13 protein-coding genes and 1 pseudogene are annotated in these 16,586 nt (G+C 62.9%); 6 read left to right on the top strand and 8 right to left on the bottom strand.

Annotation, left to right across the window (positions count from 1 at the left end):
* Window positions 1-10: 10 nt before the first annotated feature.
* From NKH70_RS20580 to NKH70_RS20555, 6 genes and pseudogenes are all read right to left on the bottom strand, one after another.
* Window positions 11-274 carry an acyl carrier protein gene (locus NKH70_RS20580; protein WP_352716748.1) on the bottom strand — a complete coding sequence of 88 codons (264 nt, stop codon included), beginning with the start codon at window positions 272-274 and terminating at the stop codon, window positions 11-13.
* A gap of 19 nt (window positions 275-293) precedes the next feature.
* The gene (gene asnB, locus NKH70_RS20575; protein WP_352716469.1) at window positions 294-2,231 is read right to left on the bottom strand and encodes an asparagine synthase (glutamine-hydrolyzing); all 1,938 of its coding nucleotides are present in this window, start codon (window positions 2,229-2,231) and stop codon (window positions 294-296) included.
* A gap of 296 nt (window positions 2,232-2,527) precedes the next feature.
* A pseudogene (locus tag NKH70_RS20570) lies at window positions 2,528-3,497 on the bottom strand (NAD-dependent epimerase/dehydratase family protein).
* 108 nt (window positions 3,498-3,605) lie between these two features.
* Window positions 3,606-7,064 (bottom strand): chromosome segregation protein SMC, encoded by a 3,459-nt coding sequence (gene smc / locus NKH70_RS20565; RefSeq protein WP_352716466.1) that lies wholly within the window; start codon window positions 7,062-7,064, stop codon window positions 3,606-3,608.
* A gap of 117 nt (window positions 7,065-7,181) precedes the next feature.
* Window positions 7,182-7,910: a DsbA family protein gene (locus NKH70_RS20560; RefSeq protein ID WP_352716464.1), complete on the bottom strand. Its 729-nt coding sequence runs from the start codon at window positions 7,908-7,910 to the stop codon at window positions 7,182-7,184.
* Window positions 7,911-8,039: 129 nt separating this feature from the next.
* Window positions 8,040-8,540 carry a DUF721 domain-containing protein gene (locus NKH70_RS20555; protein ID WP_023674157.1) on the bottom strand — a complete coding sequence of 167 codons (501 nt, stop codon included), beginning with the start codon at window positions 8,538-8,540 and terminating at the stop codon, window positions 8,040-8,042.
* 56 nt (window positions 8,541-8,596) lie between these two features.
* Between NKH70_RS20555 and mutY the strand changes: the two genes are divergently transcribed.
* Together mutY and NKH70_RS20545 are read left to right on the top strand one after the other, a co-directional pair.
* Window positions 8,597-9,709: an A/G-specific adenine glycosylase gene (mutY, locus tag NKH70_RS20550; protein WP_352716462.1), complete on the top strand. Its 1,113-nt coding sequence runs from the start codon at window positions 8,597-8,599 to the stop codon at window positions 9,707-9,709.
* 11 nt (window positions 9,710-9,720) lie between these two features.
* Entirely contained in the window at window positions 9,721-10,332 is a 612-nt protein-coding gene (locus NKH70_RS20545; protein WP_352716460.1) for an HAD family hydrolase, read from the top strand.
* 65 nt (window positions 10,333-10,397) lie between these two features.
* On the opposite strand, the gene NKH70_RS20540 is transcribed toward NKH70_RS20545, so the two are convergent.
* The gene (locus NKH70_RS20540; protein WP_352716458.1) at window positions 10,398-11,531 is read right to left on the bottom strand and encodes a site-specific DNA-methyltransferase; all 1,134 of its coding nucleotides are present in this window, start codon (window positions 11,529-11,531) and stop codon (window positions 10,398-10,400) included.
* Window positions 11,532-11,711: 180 nt separating this feature from the next.
* Here NKH70_RS20540 and NKH70_RS20535 point away from each other — a divergent pair, with 180 nt between their 5' ends.
* Window positions 11,712-12,401 carry an HAD family hydrolase gene (locus tag NKH70_RS20535; protein WP_352716457.1) on the top strand — a complete coding sequence of 230 codons (690 nt, stop codon included), beginning with the start codon at window positions 11,712-11,714 and terminating at the stop codon, window positions 12,399-12,401.
* Window positions 12,402-12,439: 38 nt separating this feature from the next.
* Here NKH70_RS20535 and NKH70_RS20530 read toward each other — a convergent pair whose 3' ends face one another.
* Window positions 12,440-13,138, bottom strand: coding sequence for a hypothetical protein (locus NKH70_RS20530; RefSeq protein ID WP_352716455.1), 699 nt, complete (start codon window positions 13,136-13,138; stop codon window positions 12,440-12,442).
* A gap of 128 nt (window positions 13,139-13,266) precedes the next feature.
* Here NKH70_RS20530 and thrC point away from each other — a divergent pair, with 128 nt between their 5' ends.
* The 3 genes from thrC to NKH70_RS20515 are packed head-to-tail and all read left to right on the top strand — an operon-like array spanning window position 13,267 to window position 16,583.
* A complete protein-coding gene (gene thrC, locus NKH70_RS20525) occupies window positions 13,267-14,664 on the top strand; it encodes a threonine synthase (protein WP_352716453.1) in 1,398 nt (465 codons plus the stop codon).
* 14 nt (window positions 14,665-14,678) lie between these two features.
* Window positions 14,679-15,971 (top strand): M16 family metallopeptidase, encoded by a 1,293-nt coding sequence (locus NKH70_RS20520; protein ID WP_352716451.1) that lies wholly within the window; start codon window positions 14,679-14,681, stop codon window positions 15,969-15,971.
* A gap of 15 nt (window positions 15,972-15,986) precedes the next feature.
* A complete protein-coding gene (locus NKH70_RS20515) occupies window positions 15,987-16,583 on the top strand; it encodes a GNAT family N-acetyltransferase (RefSeq protein WP_352716449.1) in 597 nt (198 codons plus the stop codon).
* Window positions 16,584-16,586 lie beyond the last annotated feature (3 nt).

The raw sequence follows: 16,586 nt of genomic DNA, 5'->3' as shown, positions 1-16,586 counted from the left end.
CCGATGGCGCCTACGCTGCCAACGCTTCTGCTTTTGCCTCGATGAAGGCTGAGATGCGGTCAATCGAATCCAGATTGGCCGGTACGATGTCGGCATCGACCATCGCGATGCCGAAATCATCCTCTATGAATGCCACGAGCTCCAACACGGCCGTCGAGTCGATGATGCCGTTCTCGATCAGTGATGCGGTGTCTGCAAGCTCGTAGGACGTGTCGCCGAACAGGAAGTTGTCGACGATAAAGGTTTTGACCTTGTCCTTGATTGTTACCATGATGTTTCCTTCCCTCGATTTCTCAGGCCGCTCGTGCTGCACCGACCTTTTGGCCGGTGAAAATCTTCTGCCACAGTTGCGTCGATAAGATGCCGACGAAGGCCGCATTGTCGCGGAATCCGGACGCTGGCTGCAAGCGGCATTTCTCGTGCAGGTTCGCCACCGCCTTGGCGTTGAATAGTCCTCCGGCGGCGATGCTCGCCTCGCTGAGCGAGTCGCGCACGTAGTCCAGTTCTCCGGCTCCAACGAAGGAGCGGGCTTCCGGCGCTCGGTAAGGCTGTTTGGTGCGCTCCCGGATGGCCGTCGGAAGCAGGTGCTTGGCAACTTTGCGCAGTATGTGTTTTTCCACCAATCCCTTCAGCTTCATTTCCGGCGGAAGTCTCGCCGCAAACTCCACCAAGCGATGGTCAAGGAAGGGGAAACGCCCTTCGATACCGTGCGCCATGGCCATGCGATCGCCCTGGCTGGAGAGGATGTAGCCCGGCAGGAGAAAGCGGGTTTCGAGATATTGCGCCTGATGCAGCGGATGCCACCGGGAAAACGCCTCAGGCAACCGGCTGGCCAGGTCCTCGGCCGCGTCATACCCCCTCAATGTCGCGCGCAGGTCACCGGAAAAGAACATCTTCGCCGCTGATGTGGTCTTGAAACGCGGCCGATGGGAGAACAGCGGATCGTCCAGGGCAGCGCTGCCGGTGCCGAAAAACGCGGCCAGGTACTCTACGGACTGCTGTTGCAGACCCGGCAGATAGGGATAAAGCTTGCGGAAAAGCTGTGGCCTTATGCGCGATGCTGGCTGTCGTGCGCAGAAACGGCGAACCCGCGCTTCCTTGAAGACATCATAGCCGGCAAAGACCTCGTCGGCGCCTTCGCCTGTCAGCACTACTTTCAAACCGGCCTGGCGAACGAGGCCGGACAATTGATAAAGGGGCGCCGGGGCGGTGCGGATGATCGGCCGCTCGGTAAAGCGGATGACTTCGGGAAACACACCGGCGATATCGCCGGCACGGCAGGCTATGGTTCGATGGCGCGTGCCAAGTGCTGACGCCATTTCGGTCTGGAAGGCGCTTTCGTCATGCTCAGCACTGTCGAACGTCACGGAAAATGTCTGCAGCTTAAGAGGAGTCATGCCGGCCGCGAGTGCCGAAACGAGGGATGAATCGAGCCCGCCCGAAAGGTAAGAACCGACCGGCACGTCGGCGCGCATGCGAAGCCTCACCGCGTCGGTCAAAAGGGCCTGCAGTTCTTCGGCCGCGTCATCCTCATTGGTGATCTTCGATGGCGCATCTCGATGAGGATAGTCCAGATGCCAGTATGGTTTGACCGTCACTTGCCCCTGTGTCGCGATCATCACGCTTGCCGGCTCCAGCTCGTGGATATTGCGGAAAGCCGTGCGTGGAGCGATCGGCGCCCACAGCGTAAAGATCTGGTCGAGTGCAATCGGATCGATTTCGGCCGAGATGCCGGGTACCTTCAGCAGGGCTTTTATCTCCGACGCAAAGTAGAGCACTCCGTCGCTGCTGGTGTAGAACAGCGGCCTAACACCCATGCGGTCTCTTGCAAGCACCATCCGCCGCCGCCGGTTATCCCAAATCGCGAAGGCGAAATCACCCTTCAGGAGAGACAGGCAGTCTTCGCCCATCTCGTCATACAGCTGCAGGAGAACTTCTGTATCGCTCGACGTGCGGAAGCGTCGGCCCTTGGCCAGCAGCCCTTCGCGCAATTCCACGTAGTTGAAGATCTCGCCGTTGAACGCAATCGTCAAATTGCCGGTTTCGTCGGACATCGGCTGCTGGCCATCACCAATTCCAATCACCGACAGCCGCGCATGCCCAAGTCCTGCCTCGGGCGCTACGAATTTCCCTTGTTCATCCGGCCCGCGATGGGCGATCGCGGACGTCATGCGCGCAAGCAAAGCTTCCGCATCCCGGACTGAACCGAAATAGCCCCCGAATCCGCACATCTACACAGCTCATACTGAACAGCAAGCCACGAAACATAGCGGTCATAAGCGCCTCAAAGGTTAATCGGATACTTTTCAGCGAGCATGTGGTTAACAGGGTGTTAGGACAAAATGATGCTTTTGCGGACCGACTTGTGCCCCACTCCAGATGTCACGCTTGATGGCGAGCTACTGTTGCACGAGCACCATGGGCCAGGTTCTTCAAAGCTTCGCGCCGGATCAGTTGCGGATTTAGGCCGAATGCCAGTGACATCGGTTCGCATCGAGATGGAAGACGTCACGGCGAGCGGTGCAAATTACTGTTTCGAGTACGGCCGGTACCAATCGACAAACTTCTTCAGCCCGTCCTCTATCGAAACGCTAGGCCTGAAGCCGAAATCCCGCTCCAGCGCGGTCATGTCGGCGTAAGTCTTCTCGACGTCGCTCGTCTGCATCGGCTCGTTGTGGCGGATTGCCTTGACCTCGAGCAGCCTTTCCAGAATGTCGATGAAGTCGCCCAGGCGCACCGGCCGGTTGTTGCCGACATTGTAAAGCCTGTTCGGCGGAACGTCAGCCGCCGGCGGCTTGTCGAGCACGGCGACAACCGCCTTCACAACATCGTCTATGTAGGTGAAATCGCGCCACATTTCGCCATTGTTGAAGACCCGGATCGGCTTGCCCTCGAGCATCGCCCGGGTGAACATCCAATAGGCCATGTCGGGACGGCCCCAGGGGCCGTAGACCGTGAAAAACCGCAGGCCGGTCTGCGGTATGCCGAACAGATGGGCGTAGGTGTGGCTCATCAACTCATCGGTTTTCTTGGTGGCAGCGTAAAGCGAAACGGGCTTGTCGACCTGGTCGGCTTCGCTGAACGGCACGCTGCGGTTGCCGCCATACACCGAGCTCGACGAGGCATAGACCAGATGCTCGAATGCCGGTTCTGTGCGACAGAATTCGAGCACTTCAAGGTGGCCCGACATTGGAGCGGATATAGAGCCGCGGATTGTCGAGTGAGTGGCGCACGCCCGCCTGCGCGGCGAGATGGACGATCCTGACGATGCCTTGCCCGGCCAAAGCGGCCGCAAGCGCGCCCTGTTCGGCAATATCGATCTGGTGGAACGAAAAATCCTTATGGGGCAGAAGCCCGGCAAGCCGCCCCTTTTTGAGCGCCAGGTCGTAATAGTCGTTCATGTTGTCGACGCCGACGACCGCTTCTCCCCGGTCGAGCAGATGGTGGCAAACGTGACTGCCAATGAACCCCGCGGCTCCGGTGACAAGTACAGGCAACAAGCTTCTCCACGCGCATAGCCGGACCGGTATCTGGAGCGGCAGATCCGGCCATTTCGTCGTGCTATAGTCGAAAGCCGAGGTGGAGACCACCATTAACCTGATGCGTCAGCTTGCCTCGCGCATGGCTTCGGCCGCCTGCAGGTCGACCGACACCAGCTGGCTGACGCCTTGCTCGGCCATGGTCACCCCGAACAGCCGGTCCATGCGCGCCATGGTGATCGGGTTGTGGGTGATGATGACGAAGCGTGTCTCGGTGGTTGCGGCCATTTCGTCCATCAAATTGCAGAAACGCTCGACGTTGTGATCGTCGAGCGGCGCGTCGACTTCGTCGAGCACGCAGATCGGCGCCGGGTTGGTCAGGAACACGGCGAAAATCAGCGACATCGCCGTCAACGCCTGCTCGCCGCCGGACAGCAGCGTCATCGTCTGCGGCTTCTTGCCGGGCGGTCGCGCCAGGATCTCGAGCCCGGCTTCGAGCGGATCGTCGGACTCGATCAGTTGCAGCTCGGCGGTGCCGCCGCCGAACAGATGCGAAAACAGCCGTTGAAAATGGCCGTTGACCACCTCGAAGGCGGCGAGCAGCCGCTCGCGGCCTTCGCGGTTCAGGCTGTGGATCGCCTGCCGCAGCTTGCGGATCGCCTCGATGATGTCGTCGCGCTCGGAAACGATGGTCTCCAGCCGGTCCGACAGTTCCTTCTGCTCTTCCTCGGCGCGCAAATTGACGGCGCCCAGCCGTTCGCGTTCGACCTTCAGCCGGTCGAGCTGACGCTCGATCTCGGCCATTTCGGGCATCGGGCTGTCGGGTTCGAGGCCGGTGTGGCGGATCACAAGATGCGGCGGCGTGTTCAGCGTTTCCTGGATGCGCGCTTCGACTTCCAGCCGCCGCTCGTCGGCGGCGGTCAGCCGCTCTTCGGCGCGAACACGCGTTTCGCGAGCTTCGGCGAGCGACTGGATGGCAGCGGTCGCAGCCTTGTCCATCTCGGACTGCCGGTTCTCCGCTTCCTGCAAGCGGTCGCCCGCAGCTTTTCGCAGGCTTTCGGCCTCGGCGAGCTGCGACAGCAAGGCGCGCCGCTTGGCGTCGATCTCGTCGGGTGCGTCGGCCAGTTGCTCGCGCTCGGCCTCCGCCTCGGCCTTACGTTCGCCGAGTGCCGCAATCTGCGTCGAGGCGTTTTCGGCGCGCTCTACCCAGTTGCGCCGTTCAGAGCCGATGGCATCGAGCCGGCGCGCACGTGCCTCGGCTTCCCGCCTCAGGCCCTCGTGAACGGCACGCGCATCGGCAAGGGCGGCGCGATCGCGGGCGACGTTGGCGGCCGACTGCTCGAGCTGCAACTGCAGATCGCCGAGATCGGGCGCGTCTTGCAGCAGCATTTCCGCCTCGATGAATGCCGCCGCCGTTTCCTCATGGCTGTCGACAATGCGTGCGCGCGCCTCGTCAAGTGCGGCACGCCGGCTCGACAGTTCGCCGCCGGCTTTTTCGGCCTCGGCCAGCGTGTTGCGGGCAGCGTCGAGCCCGTGCTGGGCGTCGCGCCCGGCCTGTCGGGCATTGCGTTCGGCCTCGCTCGCCTGGGCAAGCGCCTGTTCGGCCTGCGCAAGGGCCTGTTCAGCTTCGCGCAGGGTGCGCGTCGCTTGGACTGCTTCGGCATCGAGTTCGGCCAGCCGGTTTTTTTGCGCCAGCCGCTGCGCGGCGGCGGTCGGCGCATCGGCGCTCGCGGTGAAGCCGTCCCAACGCCACAGCGCGCCTTCGCGGCTGACCAGCCGTTGACCGGGAGCAAGCAGCGTCTGCAGCCTTCTTCCGGCGGCGGCCTCGACAATGCCGATCTGGGCCAGCCGGCGGGCCAGCTGCGCCGGCGCGCGCACAACGCTGGCGAGGCTCCTTATGCCTTCGGGCAATGCGGCGTCGGCGGGCTGGATTTCGCTCTGGCCCCAATGCACCGGCGCACTGCGGTCGAGCGGCACGTCGAGATCTTCGCCAAGCGCGGCACCCAGCGCCGTTTCGTAGCCGCGCTCGACGCTGATCTGCTCCAGCACCGAGGGAAATAGATCGCCGCTGGCGGCGTTGAGGATCTTGGCCAACGTGCGGGCCTCGGTTTCGATCCGCGCCAGCTCGGCCTTTGCGTCCTGAACCGGTGGGCGGGCAGCACTTTCGCCCGCGCGTGTCTCGGCGACCGCCTGTTCGGCGGTAATGGCGGCTGCCTCGGCCTCTTCGAGCAGCGCCAGCGCCTGATCGACCAGCAGCCGCTTCTCGGCGGGATCGGGCAGGCCGGCGACCCTGGAGACGATCTCCGACAATTCGCGGTCGACATCGGCAAGCTGGCGGGCAAAGCGGTCGCGGCGCTCAGCGGTGTCGCGCAGCGTCCGTTCGATCTGGTTGCGCGAGGCGGCGGCCTCCGCCCGTTCGGCGGTCAGCGCGGCGAGCCTGGCCTCGCTCAAGGCAAGCGTCGATGCCGCCTGCTCGAAGGCCGCGCGGGTGCTGGCCTCGCGCTCGGCGGCGCCGGCGTTTTCGGCGTTGAGCGCGGCTTCTTCGGCGGCGAGACGTTCGAGGATATCCGCATTGTCGCGGACCATGCGCTCCTCGCGGGCAAGGTCGCCATCAAGCTGTTGCAGTCGGCGGTCGAGCTCAGCCTGGCGGGCGCGGATGCGGCCTGCCTCTTCCTCGATCTGCGCCTTGGCGATCGACAGACGTTGGAAGGCTGCGGCGGCGGCGGCTTCCGCATCGCGCAGGTCCGGCAGCCGGTGGGCGTTGATACCTTGTTCCCTGGCGGCAGCCATCTGGGCGGCGGCACGGTCGCCGACCAGCGCGGTGGCAATCGCCAGCGCCGAACGCGCTTCGCCTTCCTGCGTCTTGGCCAGCGTCCAGCGCAGATGCAGCAGCGTCGCTTCGGCCTTGCGGATGTCGGCCGACAGGTTCTTGAAGCGCGAGGCCTGGCGGGCCTGGCGTTTCAGGCTTTCGATCTGGCTTTCCAGCTCGCCGACGACGTCGTCCAGCCGTTCGAGGTTCTGTTCGGCTGCCTTCAGCCGCAGCTCGGCTTCATGGCGCCGTGTGTGCAAGCCGGAAATGCCGGCGGCCTCTTCCAGCAGTGCGCGGCGCGCCTGCGGCTTTGCCTGGATCAGCTCGCCGATGCGGCCCTGGCCGACCATCGAGGGCGAGCGGGCGCCGGTCGACTGATCGGCGAACAGCAGCTGAACGTCCTTGGCGCGAGCCTCCTTGCCGTTGATGCGGTAGAGCGAGCCCGCCTCACGCTCGATGCGACGCGAGACCTGCAACTCATCGGCGTCGTTGAAGGCGGACGGCGCGGTGCGGTCGCTATTGTCGAGGAACAGCGTGACTTCGGCGGTGTTGCGGGCCGGACGCGTTCCCGAGCCGGAAAAGATGACGTCGTCCATGCCGGACGCACGCATGTTCTTGTAGGAGCTTTCGCCCATAACCCAGCGCAGCGCCTCGACCAGGTTCGACTTGCCGCAGCCATTCGGCCCGACGATGCCGGTCAGGCCGCGTTCGATGACGAACTCGCCGGGTTCTACGAAGGATTTGAAGCCGAGCAGGCGAAGGCGCGAGAACTTCATTCGCGCCTGCCCATCGCCAAGTTTCGCAAAACTGTTCCGCGGTTTTGCGAGGAGAACCCGCGGCAAGACAAAGAAGTGCGCACGCCGAAGCGACGCCGCTTCGGCGCTGCCGAAACGTCAGAGCAGAGGGTCGATGATGGCCGACATTTCCGCAATCGACATCGCCCCTTTGTAGGTCTTTCCGTTGATGAAAAAGGTCGGTGTGGAATCGACCTTGAATTCGTCGGCGCCGCGCTTCTGGACGGATCTCACATCGTCCAGAAGTTTCTGGTCCGTCAAGCAGGCCTCGAAGGACTCCTGTGTAAAACCGGCAAGCTTGGCGATTTGCAGCAGTGCGTCCTTGGTATTGTTCACACCAACCCAGTTTGCCTGCTGCCTGAACAGCACGTCGACCATCGGGAAATAATTGTCCTTTGAGCAGCGCGCCAGCATGAAACCGGCCTCGGCGCTGGGATCGAACGGAAATTCGCGCAGGATATAGCGGGCCTTGCCGGTATCGATATATTTCGTCTTCAGCTCCGGGAATGTGGTTTCGGCGAAATGCGCGCAGTGCGGGCAGGTCATCGAAGCATATTCGACGATGGTGACCTTTGCGTCGTCCTTGCCGAGTTGCATGTCGGGCAGCGCGCCGGGCTTCAACAAGGCTGCCATATCCACCGTGCCCTGAGCTTCAGGCGCTTTGGCGGCGGCCGGAGCGGCCGGCTTCGGAGGTTCCGCCGGAGCCGCAGGCTTCACATCCTGCGCCTCGGCTTTCTCGCCCGAGTCGCTGCAGGCGGCAAGCAGCGCCGCTGCTGGTATTGCGGCCAGCGAAGTCAAAAGGTTTCTGCGGGACAAGGAACGGATCATACGAATCACCTGGCAATAGTTGGATTTTGCAATGCAAAGGCTACAAAAAGCGAGAGTTGGCGCGAATTAAGGCATTACCGCGCCTATTCCAATCGCCAAATCCGGGCATGCCATCACGATAGCGCGAGATCACGGCTTCTTTTGCCCGAGAATGGTGGCGCCAAGCCGCTCCAACGAGGCGCGCAGCCCGCCGTCCTCGATCAAACCGACGGTGCCGGACAGCTTCGCTTTCTCGGCCGCAGTCAATGGCCGCAAACTGGGTTTCGGCTTGTCCTTGCCCGCCATTACAGGCTTCTGCACGATCCTGATCCGGCCGATCGCATTGAAACCGAGGAAGGCATTGACCCGGTTGATGATCTCGCCGGTCTCGTGCTGCAGATGCAGTGCCGCGACACCCTCGCAGGCAATCACCAGCACCGCCGGTTCGAACGGATCGTCCTCGTGCATGCGGCGCGGCCACTGGATCTTTTCCGGGCGCGAGCGGCCCGCAAGCCGCGGCCCGGCAATTTCTTCCCATGACTGGACCAGCCCGATCGACATGCCGGCCCGCTTGCGCAGCACCGGGTCGAGGATCTCGGTTGCGAGATCGCTCACCGGAACGGGATTGCCGAAGGGCCTTTTCCCTGCCATGTGCGTTCTCCAGTCACCAGCTTCAGCACCAATGGATTAGGGCCGACCCTCGATCAATGGCACTGCACGACCAGACCCGCAAGGCCGTATCCGGAGACAATGGCGAGATCGCATCCCGGCTGCTTGGCTGGTACGACGCGCATCACCGCGACCTGCCCTGGCGCGTTCCGCCGCGCGCGCTGGCGGGCGGGGCGCGGCCCGATCCCTATCTGGTCTGGCTTTCCGAGGTCATGCTGCAGCAAACCACGGTCGAGGCGGTAAAATCCTATTTTCGGGCTTTCGTGCAGAAATGGCCAACTGTCCAGGCACTGGCGGCGGCACCGACCGAAGACGTCATGAAGGCCTGGGCCGGGCTCGGCTATTATTCCCGCGCCCGTAACCTCAAAGCCTGTGCCGATCTCGTGGCGCGGCAAGGCGGTCGCTTTCCGGACAGCGAGTCCGGCTTGAGGGAACTGCCCGGCATCGGCGCCTATACGGCGGCGGCGATCGCAGCGATCGCTTTCGACCGACCAGCCGCGGTCGTCGACGGCAATGTCGAACGGGTGGTCTCACGGCTGTTTTCGATCGCCACGCCGCTGGGCGAAGCCAAGGGCGAGATACGCGGCCAGGTCGAACGCATGGTTCCCCGGACAAGGCCCGGCGACTTCGCGCAGGCGATGATGGACCTGGGCGCGACGATCTGCACGCCGCGCCGGCCCCGCTGCATGCTCTGCCCTGTTCGCGAGGATTGCAGCGCCACAATCTCGGGCGACCCCGAACGCTTTCCGGTCCGCCTACCGAAGGGCGAGAAACCATTGCGGCGCGGCGCCGCCTTCGTCGCGGTCAGGGCTGACGGCGCCATTCTTTTGCGAAAGCGTTCGGAAAAGGGCCTGCTCGGCGGCATGACCGAGGTGCCGACGACCGGCTGGACGGCGCGCATCGACGGCGCCACCACGGAAGCGGCAGCCCCGTTCCCCGGCAATTGGCGGCAGGCCGGACGAATCGGCCATGTCTTTACCCATTTTGCGCTTGAACTCGACGTGTTCAAGGCGGAGACCGACAGTGCCGCCCCGGCCGGGCATTTCTGGTCGCTGGTCCATGAAATTTCCGGGGAAGCGCTGCCGACTGTCATGAAAAAGGTAATCGAAGCGGCGATACCGGGCGCGACGAAGAAGCAGCACCCGCATTGAACGAGAGAAGAATGACTGAAATCCGCCACATCGTTTTCGACATCGGCAAAGTGCTGATCCACTATGATCCGGACCTGCCCTTCAGCCGCTTGATCCCCGATCCCGACGAACGGAAATGGTTCTTCGACAATGTCTGCACGCATGATTGGAACATCGAACAGGACCGCGGCCGCAGCTGGGAAGAGGCCGAAGCACTGGCGATCGCGCAATATCCCGAGCACGCCGAAAACATCCGTAATTTCCGCCGGCACTGGCACGAGATGGTGCCTCATGCCTATGAGGACAGCGTTGCCATCATGATCGGCCTGATCGAGAGCGGCCACGACGTGACGATGCTGACCAATTTCGCCGCGGATACGCTTGCCGAGGCCCGCGAGCGCTTCGATTTCCTCAATCGGCCGCGCGGCGTGACCGTGTCCGGCGACATCCGCCAGATCAAGCCGGATCGCGCCATCTATGATCACCACGTCGCCGCATTCGGCCTCGAACCGTCAGCCACGCTGTTCATCGACGACAGCCAGAAGAACGTCGACGGCGCCAAGGCGGCCGGCTGGCAGTCGGTGCTGTTCACCGATGCACAGACGCTCAGGGCGGACCTTGAGCGTCTTGGGATCAAAGTGTGACTTGAATCGCTTCCAGAGGTTGGTTGAGCCTTCGCATTTACCGATCTGTGGCAACTCGGAAGCCGTCAGGCCCCTGCCCGTTCGATGCCCAGGCGTGCAATGCGGCGAAGCTCGTCGATCGGGGTCAGGCCGCCGCTGCGCTCATAATGCCAGAAGGTCCAGCCGTTGCAGGCGTCCAGCCCCTGCACTTGTGCGCCGATCTTGTGGATCGACCCGGCGCTGTCGCCGATTGCCAGCGTGCCGTCGGCACGCACCTTTGCCGCCCAGCGCTTCTTGGCATCGTAGAGCGTGGCGCCGGGCGCCACCAGGCCATTGTCGAGAAGCGTGACGAAGGCGACGCGCGGCTCAGCCCGCTTGCCGGTTAGTACCGTCAAATTGGCGCCTTCCAGCGGCCGGACCGCATCGATACGTTCCATGGCGGCATCGATATAGGCCTGCTCACGCTCGATGCCGACGAAGTGACGGCCAAGCCGCTTGGCCACCGCACCGGTGGTACCTGAACCGAAGAAGGGGTCGAGCACGATGTCGCCCGGCCTGGTCGATGCCGTCACGACGCGGGCAAGCAACGCTTCCGGCTTCTGCGTCGGATGCAGTTTGTCACCATTGTCGTTCTTCAGGCGCTCGCCGCCGGTGCAGATCGGAAATAGCCAGTCTGAACGCATCTGAATATCATCATTAGACGCCTTCAGCGCCTCGTAGTTGAATGTGTAACCCTTACCCTTTTGGTCGCGCGATGCCCAGATCATCGTCTCATGCGCGTTCTGGAAACGGCGGCCACGGAAATTGGGCATTGGATTGGTCTTGCGCCAGACGACGTCGTTGAGGATCCAGAAGCCCAGGTCCTGCATCTTGGCGCCGACCCTGAAAATATTGTGGTAGGAGCCGATGACCCAGATCGTGCCGTTGGGCTTCAACACGCGGCGTGCCGCCAGCAGCCAGGCGCGGGTGAAGGCGTCGTAGGCCTCAAAACTGTCGAACTGGTCCCAATGGTCGTCGACGGCATCGACCTTGGATTGGTCGGGCCGGTGCAGATCGCCATCGAGCTGCAGATTGTAGGGCGGATCGGCGAAGATCACGTCGATCGACTTTTCCGGCAGCCGTTCGAGCGCGGCGACGCAGTCGCCCTTCAGGATCGTATCCAGCCACTCGGATTGCTGGGGAGCATCGGAAAGCTCGTCGAGAAGACGCACGGCAGACATTGTGACACCCAAGGCACGCGTTACTGTTTACTGTCCGTTATGGTTACCGATCAGCGTAAATATTCAGTGAAGCAGACTGCCGAATTTGCGAAGCCCGGCCTGTTGGTGTATGCCGCGCCGCCTGAGCCGTTCGGACCAAAGGGCCCTCGGCATTCCCTTCATCCCGCTTTCCGGACCACCATGCCCCAGCCAGATCTTGTCATCTTCGATTGCGACGGCGTGCTCGTCGATTCCGAAATCATCGCCGCGCGTATCGATGCCGAGCTTTTGACCTCGGCCGGCTACGAGATATCGGCCGAGGAGATTTCCGAGGTCTATGCCGGGCTGACTTTCAAGGACATCATGATGCGGGTCGAGGAAAAGTCCCGGATCCCGTTCCAGGCCTCCCTGATCGACAAGGAGGAACAGCTCGTCGATCGCCGGCTGCGCAGCGACGTGCGTGCTATCGACGGGGCGCACGAGGCTGTCGCCGCGGTAGCAGTGGCGCGCTGCGTCTGTTCGAATTCGCGTTCGGAGCGGATCGAATTCATGCTGGAGAAGGTGCAGCTTTTGCCGTTCTTTGCCGACCGTATCTTTTCCTCGCTGGAAACACCGACCGGGAAAACCAAGCCGGCGCCGGACGTGTTTCGGTTCGCCGCGGAAAAGCTCAAGGCGAACCCCGCGAACACCTTCGTCATCGAGGATTCCGTGCATGGCGTCACCGGCGCTAAGACGGCGGGAATGCGCGTCATCGGCTTCACCGGCGCGGCGCACAGCTATCCCGGCCACGCCGATGCGCTGACCGAGGCCGGTGCGGAAACGGTCATCCGCCGCTGGGCGGAACTGAAAAGCGTGATCGCCGCGCTGTCGGAATGGTCGGCGGACGCCTGAGAGGCCGCCTCCAACCGCCGTGGCGCGAATGCACAGGCTCAGTTGGTCGCGGCGGCTTTCTTCTTCTTCGGCTTGTCTGTCGCTACTTTCGGAGCGCCCTCGTCATACCCGGCATATGCCTGGTAGTCCCGCGCCGTCGGCTCCGGAACGACGACGTTGGAATCGGTGTAGACGAACTGCGTGGCACTCGAAGGATCGGTGACCTGGACTTGATAGGAGTGAAGCTGCGAATAGAGAACTTCGGTGCCGTGCATCACCGCGATGCGGATCGGCATGGTGATGGTCCCGGGGGTGAACATCGGGCCAGGCACGACCTTGCCGGCGACGGCTATCTTCATCGACAAGGAGCCGTTGGCGCGGCTGCAGTCGCGGGTCACATCGGTGATCGAAGCCTGATAGATGATCTTGGCGGAATCGTCCGGCTGATCGACGCCTGCCGCGTCCGCTGCCGGCTGGGCGGCTTCCTCGGCGGCAACATCGGTTTTTTTCTTCGGCTTCGGACCGCTCTTGGCGTAGGTATTGAAGAAGGCGGTGCCGTCACGCAACGTCACTTTCGGGCAATAGGCCTGCAGCTGGCTGGAAAGCACCTTGGGATCGGGTGGCGGTGGCGGCGTCGTATCCTTCTTGCCGAAGCCGAGAATGCCATTGTCGCTCGATTGGCAGCCTGCGGCGGCAAGCATAAAGCCGGTGAGCGCCAGACCCGCGACAAAACGACCGTTGAATGAATGAAACGCCATGAACTGCACTTCCCTCTCGCAAAGCCGGTGACGTATATCAACCGCGCGGCAAAAATGCGACTGAGCCTGCGCAGAAATCCACCACCTCGCGGCGGGCGAAAATTCCCGGCAACAATGGAAACGTGACGATGCAATATGTGAGTACCCGCGGGGAAGCGCCCGCGCTTGGATTTTCCGACGCGGTGCTGGCCGGGCTGGCGCGCGACGGCGGGCTCTATCTGCCGAGCGCCTGGCCGCATTTTTCCGCAGCCGAGATCCGCGCCATGCGCGGTCTTGCCTATCCCGATCTTGCCATCCGCGTGCTGTCGCCGTTCCTCGGTGGCGAGATCGCGGCGCCGGTGTTCGAACGGCTGGTGCGCGAAGCCTATGCGACCTTCCGCCATGAGGCCGTCTGCCCGCTGGTGCAGACCGGGCCCAACAGCTTCGTGCTGGAGCTCTTCCACGGCCCGACGCTCGCGTTCAAGGACGTGGCGATGCAGCTTCTTGCACGGCTGATGGACCATGTGCTGGCCGAGCGTGACCAGCGCGCCACCATTGTCGGCGCCACCTCCGGCGACACCGGGGGGGCCGCCATCGATGCCTTTGCGGGGCGCAACCGCACCGACATCTTCGTGCTTTTCCCGCACGGCCGCGTCTCGCCCGTACAGCAGCGGCAGATGACGACCTCGATCGCGGCAAACGTCCATGCCTTGGCGATCGAAGGCAATTTCGACGACTGCCAGGGCCTGGTGAAGGACATGTTCAACGACCACGGTTTTCGCGACCGGGTATCGCTGTCCGGCGTCAACTCGATCAACTGGGCCCGCATCATGGCCCAGATCGTCTATTATTTCTCCTCCGCGCTGTCGCTCGGCGCGCCCGACAGGCCGGTTTCCTTCACCGTGCCGACCGGCAATTTCGGCGACATCTTCGCCGGCTATGCCGCCAAGAAGATGGGGCTGCCGATCGAACGGCTGATCATCGCCACCAACGACAACGATATTCTGGCGCGCACGCTGGCGACCGGCGAATACCGCATGAAGGGGGTCTTTTCGACCACGTCGCCCTCGATGGACATCCAGGTGTCTTCGAACTTCGAACGCTTGCTGTTCGAGGCAGCCGGCCGCGATGCCTCGACCGTGCGGCGCTACATGGACGGGCTCAAGCAGTCCGGCGCCTTCACCGTCGAGGCCGGCGAAATCGCCAGGATCCGCTCCGAATTCGACGCCGGCCGCGCCACCATGGACGAGGTCGCCGCCACCATCCGCACCACACTTGCGGCGAGCGGCTATCTGCTCGACCCGCATACGGCCGCAGCCGTGCATGTGGCCGCCGGCAAGGCTGCGGGTGAGGTGCCGATGGTGGTGCTGGGCACTGCGCACCCGGCAAAGTTTCCCGCCGCCGTCGAAGCCGCCAGCGGCGTGTCGCCTGCCCTGCCTGCATGGCTAGGCGGGTTGATGAGCGCCGAGGAAAAATACACGGTACTTCCATCCGACCTGAAAATGGTGGAAGATTATCTCGGCCGCCACACGCGGGCGGCGCGTTAGGGAGTAATTGCCATATGGGTGTTGAGGTAAGCCGTCTGTCGAACGGCCTGACAGTCGCCACCGAAACCCTTCCAAGCCTCGAATCTGTTGCCCTTGGCGCCTGGGTCAAGTCGGGCGCACGCAACGAGCGTGACGAAGAGCACGGAATGGCGCACTTGCTCGAGCACATGGCTTTCAAGGGCACCAGGCGGCGAAGCGCCTTCGAGATCGCCTCGGAGATCGAGGACGTCGGCGGCGAGATCAATGCCGCCACCAGCGTCGAGACGACCTCCTATTATGCAAGGGTTCTGAGCGACGACGTGCCGCTGGCGGTCGATATCCTTTCCGACATCCTGCAGGAATCCGAATTCGATCCGCAGGAGCTGGAGCGAGAGCAGCATGTGATTCTGCAGGAGATCGGCGCCGCGCACGATACGCCCGACGATGTCGTTTTCGATCACTTTACCGAGACCGCCTTTCGCCACCAGACTATCGGTCGCTCGATTCTCGGCACGCCGGAAACCGTCAAATCCTTCACTTCGAAGCAGTTGCACGACTTCATCGAACGGCAGTACGGCGCCGAGAACATGGTGATGGTGGCGGCCGGCGATATCAAGCACGATGATTTCGTGCGCGAGGTCGAAAAACGTCTCGGCGGCTTCCGCGGCAAGGCCGACGGCACCATTCCGCAATATGCGCAATATGTCGGCGGCGATTTTCGCGAAGACCGCGACCTGATGGACGCGCAGATCGTGCTGGGTTTCGAGGGCCGCGCCTATCACGTCCGCGATTTCTATGCCTCTCAGGTCCTGTCGATGATCCTTGGCGGCGGCATGTCGTCGCGACTTTTCCAGGAAGTCCGTGAAAAACGCGGCCTGTGCTATTCGGTCTATGCCTTCCATTGGGGTTTTTCCGACACCGGCGTCTTCGGGGTCCATGCGGCGACCGGACAAAGCGATATTGCCGAGCTGGTGCCTGTGATTATCGATGAGTTGCAAAAGGCCGGTGAAAACATCCTGCAGGAGGAGCTCGACCGGGCGCGTGCCCAATACCGCGCCGGGCTGATCATGTCGGCCGAGAGCCCGGCCAGCCGCGCCTCGCAGATCGCCAGGCAGTTACTTCTGTTCGGCAGGCCGATCGCCAAGGAAGAGCTGATGGAGCGGCTGTCGGCGTTGACTGTCGAGCGGCTGACGGATCTGTCGTCTCGGCTTTTTTCGACCAAGCCGACGCTTACAGCCGTCGGGCCGGTGGGTACGCTCGCGCCCTATGAAGCGATCCTCGATTCGCTTTCGGGCACGCAGATCACTGCCCGCAAGCTCGCCGTCTAAGCCTATTCGAGCGTCGTGTTCGCGCTCCCTTTCTTTCGCCGCGACCTGCCGGCGCTGAAGGGCGACCTTGTCACGCTGCGCGTACCGCTGACCAACGACTATCGCGAGTGGTCGGTGCTGCGCGGCGAAAGCCGCGCCTTTCTTGAGCCGTGGGAACCGCGATGGACCCCTGACGAGCTCGACCGCACGGCGTGGCGGCATCGTATCGGCCGCTACCGCGAGGACTACGCGCAGGGGACGGCGATCGCTTTCTTCATCTTCGAGAAAAGCAGCGGCAAGCTGGCCGGCGGTATCACCCTCGGCAATATCCGCCACGGGGTCGCCCAAAGCGGCCATATCGGCTACTGGATCGGCGAGCGCTTCAGCGGACGCGGCCTGATGACCGATTCCGTCAAGGTGGTGACGCGTTTCGCCTTCGAAACGCTGCGGTTGCACCGGATCGAAGCTGCCTGTATCCCCGATAACGCCCGGTCGATCCGCGTGCTTGAAAAAGCCGGATTCCGGCGCGAAGGACTGCTACGATCCTATCTGAGGATCAACGGCATCTGGCAGGACCATTACCTATACGCCCGAATCGCGGACGATCCGCCGGGCGTTGGAACAAAGGACTGATTT

Source organism: Mesorhizobium sp. M0991 (genome assembly GCF_040318915.1).
In the GTDB taxonomy this organism is placed as follows: domain Bacteria; phylum Pseudomonadota; class Alphaproteobacteria; order Rhizobiales; family Rhizobiaceae; genus Mesorhizobium.
Note: the sequence above shows the minus strand (reverse complement) of the source record. Positions and strands in the feature narration are given on the sequence as shown.

What these genes read in the sequence shown, in the direction of transcription:
- asnB (WP_352716469.1), bottom strand. Translation starts at nt 2,231, where the DNA reads ATGTGCGGATTCGGGGGCTATTTCGGTTCAGTCCGGGATGCGGAAGCT.
- smc (WP_352716466.1), bottom strand. Translation starts at nt 7,064, where the DNA reads ATGAAGTTCTCGCGCCTTCGCCTGCTCGGCTTCAAATCCTTCGTAGAA.
- NKH70_RS20560 (WP_352716464.1), bottom strand. Translation starts at nt 7,910, where the DNA reads ATGATCCGTTCCTTGTCCCGCAGAAACCTTTTGACTTCGCTGGCCGCA.
- NKH70_RS20555 (WP_023674157.1), bottom strand. Translation starts at nt 8,540, where the DNA reads ATGGCAGGGAAAAGGCCCTTCGGCAATCCCGTTCCGGTGAGCGATCTC.
- mutY (WP_352716462.1), top strand. Translation starts at nt 8,597, where the DNA reads ATGGCACTGCACGACCAGACCCGCAAGGCCGTATCCGGAGACAATGGC.
- NKH70_RS20545 (WP_352716460.1), top strand. Translation starts at nt 9,721, where the DNA reads ATGACTGAAATCCGCCACATCGTTTTCGACATCGGCAAAGTGCTGATC.
- NKH70_RS20540 (WP_352716458.1), bottom strand. Translation starts at nt 11,531, where the DNA reads ATGTCTGCCGTGCGTCTTCTCGACGAGCTTTCCGATGCTCCCCAGCAA.
- NKH70_RS20535 (WP_352716457.1), top strand. Translation starts at nt 11,712, where the DNA reads ATGCCCCAGCCAGATCTTGTCATCTTCGATTGCGACGGCGTGCTCGTC.
- NKH70_RS20530 (WP_352716455.1), bottom strand. Translation starts at nt 13,138, where the DNA reads ATGGCGTTTCATTCATTCAACGGTCGTTTTGTCGCGGGTCTGGCGCTC.
- thrC (WP_352716453.1), top strand. Translation starts at nt 13,267, where the DNA reads ATGCAATATGTGAGTACCCGCGGGGAAGCGCCCGCGCTTGGATTTTCC.
- NKH70_RS20520 (WP_352716451.1), top strand. Translation starts at nt 14,679, where the DNA reads ATGGGTGTTGAGGTAAGCCGTCTGTCGAACGGCCTGACAGTCGCCACC.